We start from the raw sequence: 6,000 nt of genomic DNA on the forward strand, positions 1-6,000 counted from the left end.
TAGGCTGCACCCGTGTGGGGGATGGGGTTCCCCCGAAACCGCCCGCCGTGGGCTGATGACTCCTATCGATGGCTCGACGGTCTTGACGACTGCCGCAGCGTTTTGTCGTTGATAGGAGTTGGTATGTCTTTTTCTTCGGGCCCTTATCGCTTTGGGCGGAGCAATCGGCACGTTCCTCCGCTATTTTGTGTCGGTGATGGCCGCACCCATCAGCAAGACCCTGCCGTGGTGCGGTTGTTCGTGATGATCGGATTGTGCGGCGGCTACACCACGTTTTCGTCATTCAGTCTGCAGACGCTCGATCTGATGCGGGCAGGAGCAATGCCGCGGGCCATGCTCAACATTGCCTTGTCGGTCACCCTCTGCATTGCGGCAGTCGCGGTCGGTCACCTCATCGCGTCGCGCCTCAACGGTGGCACAAAACGGATTGCCCAACTCATCATCGAGGAGGAGAAAGGCCGGCCGGCTATTCAGACGTGATCTACTGGTAGTCCCGCTGGGTCGAAAAATGGGCTGGATTACACACCAACGGCCACAAAGCGGGTCACTTTGACTTAGACTAAGTAGTGCGCGCGGTTCGTTTGGGTCGGGTATTACTCATTCTCCCGGATGAGCTCGGCAACCTTGACCGAATCCAGATACGCACGCACTTCGACGATCGTGTCGCCGGCAAATCTTACGATCCAGCAGTAGCGGTTATCGAAACGCATGCCGTTCCTTGCCACCGCATTGGACATGAGCTCCACGATTGCTGTGTCTCCCGACATCAGGAGATTGGCGACTTGAAGCTGCGTTCCGCCGGGAAGGAGCTTGTTCAACCGTGCAAACGTGGCTGCCCTGAATTCCTGTTTGGAGTGATAGCGGCCTGCCAGCGGATGCGTTCCCATGACGGTCCAGTCAACGTCTTCTGAGACGTGGTGGAAGAAGGCGTCGCCGTCGCCGTGCTCGAGATTGGCAAAGATCGCACGTATTTTTGCTTCATCGGCCATGTGTGCCCCCAAAAGACCGGTACCGCCAGCGCTGCGTCGAAGATAGGCGCTCCGGCTGGGAAGTACACCGCGGCGGCCTCTGCGATCCATGCTGCCTTGAGCACCAGGGTAGGTTGCTGCCTGGAAAGTCGCCTCCAAAACCATAGGAGCTGACGCGCACCGCCGCGTCGGTCTCGGCCTGACTCTGCGGATATTACGAGGACCGCCTGCGGCTGGAACCCGACCTCGATAAGGTCGCCGGGCTCGCGGCGGAGCGATCAACTCTGGACGCGGCTGGGAAGCGCTGCGTTGAGCGCAGCCAATGAATTGTTGACGGCGATCATGCACGTCTGACCGGGATAGCGAGCTTCTCGGCATGGTCGGCGAGGACGGTATCCGCGGCTGCAGACGGCTCGGAAGCTCCCTTGCGTCCTGATCAGCGAGATCATCAGCAACGACTATTTGACCTCGATGGAGGCCAGTGAGGAGCATCTGTTCGCTCTTGAAATCTGGATCGACGCCGGGCGACGAAAGCAGGCGCAGCTGGTGGCTGTGCGTCTCCATGCGCTGCTGCAGGATGCGGCGCTCGATCTTGGCTCGCATCACCTCGTCAGCCTGTTGCATCTGAGGACACAGAGCCGCCGCGAACCGAAGACGAAGCTTTATGTCGCCGAGTTGCGCTTCCGGGCCGTGATGGAGCCGGTTGTCGCTGCAATCTCGCAGTGGTGGCTTCGCGATCTACTCTTCGAAGCGGCTGGTGGCGTCCCGATCGCGCTCGTAGTGTCTCGACAGCGGAAAGGGTGGCAGCCAGGACTCGCGGCGGACGGTCCAGAGTTCGTAGGTTGGTTTCAACTGGTTGGGAGCATCGAGCGATCCGAGGTTCACTTCGACTTCATCTGCGGAGCGTCCGAAAGCCGGGGAGCCGCAGCGGGGACAGAAGAACCGCCCTTCATAGTCACGTGTTTCGCCTTCGACCGTCACCGCATCCTGAGGAAAGATCGCGGATGCGTGAAAAAGCGCCCCGTGATGCTTGCGGCAGTCGAGGCAATGACAAATGCCGACCCGATAGGGACGCCCAGATGCCACAAGTCGGACGTTGCCGCAGCGGCAACCGCCAGTGAACCGGTCCATGTTGCTTCTCCTCCAAGATCAAACGGCGGACTGTTTACACCGAAGATAGGAAGACGACCTCAAATTTCTCGCCCATTGCCGCACGCGCAGCAGCGTTCATCTCGCTCAAGTCTGTGCGCATAGCCTGGTTGCCGCCTTGACCTGTGCAGCGAGCATAAGCACGAAGCCGAGCGACACGACCGCGAGCGCGGCGCATGTCGCGATCGCGGTTCCGGCGCCGGCGCGATCGAGGATCGCCGTGAAGACGACGGGCGCGATGGCGTTGGCGAGGTTTTGCGGCAGCGACAGGCGGGCGGATTGCAATCCGAATTCGCGCGGCGAGAAGAGGGCGAGTGGCAGCAGCGCGCGGGCGACGGTCATGACACCGGAGCCGAAGCCATAGAGCAGGATGAAACTGATCAGCAGCGGCGTCGAGGGCGGTCTCACCAGCATCATCAGGAAGCTTGATACCATCAGGGTCGCGCCCATCGCGGCGCTGAGGATCGGATTGCCGCGGCGGCCGAGGAGCATATCCAGGAAGCGGGCGGAAATGCCGATCACGCCACGAGCCGAACCGAGCTGCAATGCCAGCGCCGGTGAGGCGCCGGACTGCCGGAGTATTTCGAGCAGCGATGGCGATACGCCGAAGGTGACGAAGGTCGAGATCGTCGTAGCCGCAGCAATCAGCAAGAAGGCCTTGCGTTGTCCCGAGGGGGAGAGCGGTACCGGCGCTTCCTGCGCGGTGGTGCCGTCCGCAGCAAAGGCTATAGGCTTCGGCAGGGCGAAAAGATGCAGTGGCAGGCAAACGAAAAACTGTAGCGCCGCGCAGACCAGAAACGTCATGCGCCAGCCGACGGTAGCGTTGAGCAGGCTGAGGATCGGCCAGAAGAGTGCACTCGAAAGGCCGGTGAACAGCATGAGGATGGCGATCACCCGTTTGCTGTCAGGTCCGGCGCGCTCGACGACGGCGGTATAGGCCGGGGCGGAAAGACCGAAGGCACCGCCGGTGCCGATGGCAATCCAGGCAAGTACATAGAGAATGATGCCCTGCGCGGTAGCTAACAGCAGCAGGCCGATCGTGAAGGTGATCGAAGCGACGGCGAGCACCCGTGCGGCTCCATGTCGGTCCAGCATACGACCGGTCGTAGGCCCGGACAGGGCGCTGACGATCATCATGATGCTCAGCCCCGCGAAGATCACCTCGTTCGGCAATCCGAGATCGGGCGCGACGACGCGGCCCATGACGCCGAGCATGTCGAAGCTGGTGCCCCAGCCGATCAGCTGTGTGACGGCAAGGACGGCAACCGTCTGCGCTGAGCGCGGGGCGATGGATCGAGACATGGGCGGGCTTTGGGGCGAATGGGACAGGGGCGAGGAGGTCGTAGCAGCTTCGCCGACAGGTTGAAAGTGACAAGTGGATGACCCCAACGGGCGCCGACGGGGCCTGTTTTCTCGGCCGGAGCTGTCGCTCAAGAGTTTGATCGCCGGTCGCAGCGTCGAGCACAATCGGCCATCGTGGTTACATGTTGGCTCTATTGGCGTAGGTTACGTGGGTTGCGACTCAGCAAGACAGGCGGACGGTGAAAATCTTCTTCGATGTCGACGGCGTGCTGATCGATGGATGGCACGCTAATCCGGAACTGCGCAAGCCTTGGGATATGACAATCGAAGAAGATCTGGGTGTGGATCGCGATGCGTTCCAACAGCTCTTTTTCGGAACGCCGGGTGATCGCTTCCAGAGCCGGATGTTTGCATGCGTGACTGGACAAAGCGATTTGAAGGCAGCTCTCGCCGAAGTGCTTCCGCAGGTCGGTTATGCAGGCAGCGTGAACTCCTTCGTGCAGTACTGGTTTGAAAAAGATTCAAATCTCAATGCATCGGTTATCGGGCTTGTGTCCGAGCTGCGCCAGGCAGGCGATATAAAGCTGTATCTGGCAACCGGCCAGGAACATTACCGGGCACGATATCTGTGGACCGACCTTGGCCTTTCCTGGCTTTTCGACGGCATTTTCTACAGCGCCGAGATCGGGCACCCCAAAAAGGATGTCCGCTTCTTCGAGGCCATCAACGCCGCGCTAGGGATCTCCGGCGATGAGCGCCCGCTGTTTTTCGACGATCAGCCCGAGATTGTAGCGCTGGCGGCGCAGGCCGGATGGGATGGCAGGGCCTTTTCCTGTGAGCGGGACATCCGACAGCATCCGCGTCTGCGCGGACGGTGGCCCTAGGTGGCAACGCACCGGAGCAAAGCTCCTATTTGGAACTGCAGGACGGCGCCTTCGAGCTCCTTTTTTCATGTCGAAAGGATGAGGAGGTGGCAGAGGCCAGCATTGATGGCGGCATCGCCGGCTGTGCGGCGGTCGTCGCGTCAATGTTGCATTTTGCGGGTATCGATCTTGCTGCGGCCGACAAAAGCAGTTGGTGGACTCGATCGTGAATATAGCCGGTGCGCTTGGCGGTCTGCTGGCCGTTGATGGGCGAGTGACCGCCAAGGCGGCTATCAAATCCGTCGGTTGAAGCCGGTGCGGCGAGCGGGCACTCTCGTTCGCTGCGCTGCATTTTCGAACACGCGTGGCGCGAATTCAAAATTGTTCTAAGCATCAGGGATTACAAGGCATTCATTTGCCATTCAGGTCGCTTGAGTACATAGTCTGGGCCGAGTTAGTATCGATTGAAAGCATTGCACATGGCCTCTCCCTTGAGCGTCGCAGCGCTAGCCGCCGGGCTGGCGATAACGTCGCCCTCACCGGATAATCCGCGTACCCTGACCGTGCGCGTTGCAGGCGATTGCAGCGAGGCCGCGCGTGAGGTTGTGGAAAAAACGGGAGGCCAGCTCCTTTCCGTCCAGCCTTTGGGCGATAGCTGCATCATTACCGTTCTCGTCCAGGGCAACGGCCAGCGCCCGCGCAAGGTAACCGTCAAGGTTCCGATGTAGGCAGAATCGGCCTATCTAGACGCCGAAGAGATCAAGCGGAGTAAAGCGGACCGATGCGCATTCTGGTAGTCGAAGACGATGTTAACCTGAACCGGCAGCTCAGCGATACCCTCAAGGAAGCTGGCTATGTCGTCGATCAGGCGTTTGACGGCGAGGAGGGGCACTTCCTCGGCGACACCGAGCCCTATGATGCGATCATCCTCGATATCGGCCTGCCGGAGCTGGACGGCGTGACGGTGCTTGAGAAGTGGCGCAGCGCAGGTCGCGGCATGCCGGTGCTGATCCTCACGGCTCGCGACCGATGGAGCGACAAGGTCGCCGGCATCGATGCCGGCGCCGACGACTATGTAACCAAACCTTTCCATGTCGAGGAAGTGCTGGCACGGATCCGCGCCCTGATCCGCCGGGCGGCGGGGCATTCGTCGTCCGAGATCATCTGCGGCCCGGTGCGCCTCGATACCAAGAGCTCGAAGGCCACGGTCAACGGCGTGGCGCTGAAGCTGACCTCGCATGAGTATCGGCTGCTTTCCTATCTCATGCATCACATGGGCGAAGTGGTTTCGCGCACCGAACTGGTCGAACATATGTACGATCAGGATTTCGACCGCGATTCCAACACGATCGAGGTTTTCGTCGGGCGCCTTCGCAAGAAGATGGGCGTTGACCTGATCGAAACGGTGCGCGGGCTCGGCTACCGCATCCAAGCGCCGAACAATGCGAATTAAATCGCTTACTGCACGCGTTCTGCTGCTGACCACGATCTGGTCGACCGTCGCGCTCGTGGTCATCGGCCTGCTGATCTCGACGCTGTATCGGAAGAGCGCCGAGCGCGGCTTTCAGGACCTGTTGCGTGCCCAGCTCTACAACGTCGTCAATTCAGTGACGATCGGCGATCAGGGGGCACTCAGCGGTAGCCCGCAGCTCGGCGACCTGCGCTTTGCACAGCCGAAGACGGGCTGGTATTGGCTCCCCCCCCCCCCCCCCCCCCCC

The 6,000-nt window shown here is 60.8% G+C and carries 7 protein-coding genes, 3 pseudogenes and 1 riboswitch; of the genes and pseudogenes, 7 read left to right on the forward strand and 3 right to left on the reverse strand.

Annotated features, from left to right (window positions below):
• Window positions 1-8: 8 nt before the first annotated feature.
• Window positions 9-72, forward strand: a riboswitch (Fluoride riboswitch).
• 51 nt (window positions 73-123) lie between these two features.
• Window positions 124-480 (forward strand): annotated as a pseudogene (locus tag PMI09_RS25475) (CrcB family protein).
• 113 nt (window positions 481-593) lie between these two features.
• Here PMI09_RS25475 and PMI09_RS25480 read toward each other — a convergent pair.
• Window positions 594-989 (reverse strand): nuclear transport factor 2 family protein, encoded by a 396-nt coding sequence (locus PMI09_RS25480; RefSeq protein ID WP_007801201.1) that lies wholly within the window; start codon window positions 987-989, stop codon window positions 594-596.
• 381 nt (window positions 990-1,370) lie between these two features.
• Between PMI09_RS25480 and PMI09_RS32385 the strand changes: the two are divergent.
• Window positions 1,371-1,655, forward strand: a pseudogene (locus PMI09_RS32385) (DUF3168 domain-containing protein); the annotation flags it as partial.
• 51 nt (window positions 1,656-1,706) lie between these two features.
• On the opposite strand, the gene PMI09_RS25485 reads toward PMI09_RS32385, so the two are convergent.
• Together PMI09_RS25485 and PMI09_RS25490 are read right to left on the reverse strand one after the other, a co-directional pair.
• Entirely contained in the window at window positions 1,707-2,099 is a 393-nt protein-coding gene (locus tag PMI09_RS25485; protein ID WP_007801203.1) for a GFA family protein, read from the reverse strand.
• Window positions 2,100-2,204: 105 nt separating this feature from the next.
• Entirely contained in the window at window positions 2,205-3,419 is a 1,215-nt protein-coding gene (locus PMI09_RS25490) for an MFS transporter (RefSeq protein WP_007801205.1), read from the reverse strand.
• Window positions 3,420-3,658: 239 nt separating this feature from the next.
• Between PMI09_RS25490 and PMI09_RS25495 the strand changes: the two genes are divergently transcribed.
• The 5 genes and pseudogenes from PMI09_RS25495 to PMI09_RS25515 form a co-directional block, all read left to right on the forward strand.
• Entirely contained in the window at window positions 3,659-4,303 is a 645-nt protein-coding gene (locus PMI09_RS25495) for an HAD family hydrolase (RefSeq protein ID WP_007801207.1), read from the forward strand.
• 29 nt (window positions 4,304-4,332) lie between these two features.
• Complete coding sequence (locus PMI09_RS32390) at window positions 4,333-4,512, forward strand: hypothetical protein (RefSeq protein WP_037084064.1); 180 nt, start codon at window positions 4,333-4,335, stop codon at window positions 4,510-4,512.
• Window positions 4,513-4,761: 249 nt separating this feature from the next.
• Window positions 4,762-5,010, forward strand: coding sequence for a hypothetical protein (locus PMI09_RS25505; protein ID WP_007801209.1), 249 nt, complete (start codon window positions 4,762-4,764; stop codon window positions 5,008-5,010).
• Between the two features lie 53 nt (window positions 5,011-5,063).
• Window positions 5,064-5,735, forward strand: a complete 672-nt coding sequence (locus tag PMI09_RS25510) for a response regulator transcription factor (RefSeq protein WP_007801211.1) — start codon at window positions 5,064-5,066, stop codon at window positions 5,733-5,735.
• Window positions 5,725-6,000: pseudogene (locus PMI09_RS25515) on the forward strand (histidine kinase); the annotation flags it as partial. The gene PMI09_RS25510 and the pseudogene PMI09_RS25515, both read left to right, overlap by 11 nt.

It is taken from the genome of Rhizobium sp. CF122 (genome assembly GCF_000282035.1).
Lineage (GTDB): Bacteria > Pseudomonadota > Alphaproteobacteria > Rhizobiales > Rhizobiaceae > Rhizobium.

Bases quoted from the DNA above. Each gene is read 5' to 3' on its own strand.
- PMI09_RS25480 (WP_007801201.1), bottom strand. From the start codon at position 989: ATGGCCGATGAAGCAAAAATACGTGCGATCTTTGCCAATCTCGAGCAC.
- PMI09_RS25485 (WP_007801203.1), bottom strand. From the start codon at position 2,099: ATGGACCGGTTCACTGGCGGTTGCCGCTGCGGCAACGTCCGACTTGTG.
- PMI09_RS25490 (WP_007801205.1), bottom strand. From the start codon at position 3,419: ATGTCTCGATCCATCGCCCCGCGCTCAGCGCAGACGGTTGCCGTCCTT.
- PMI09_RS25505 (WP_007801209.1), top strand. From the start codon at position 4,762: ATGGCCTCTCCCTTGAGCGTCGCAGCGCTAGCCGCCGGGCTGGCGATA.
- PMI09_RS25510 (WP_007801211.1), top strand. From the start codon at position 5,064: ATGCGCATTCTGGTAGTCGAAGACGATGTTAACCTGAACCGGCAGCTC.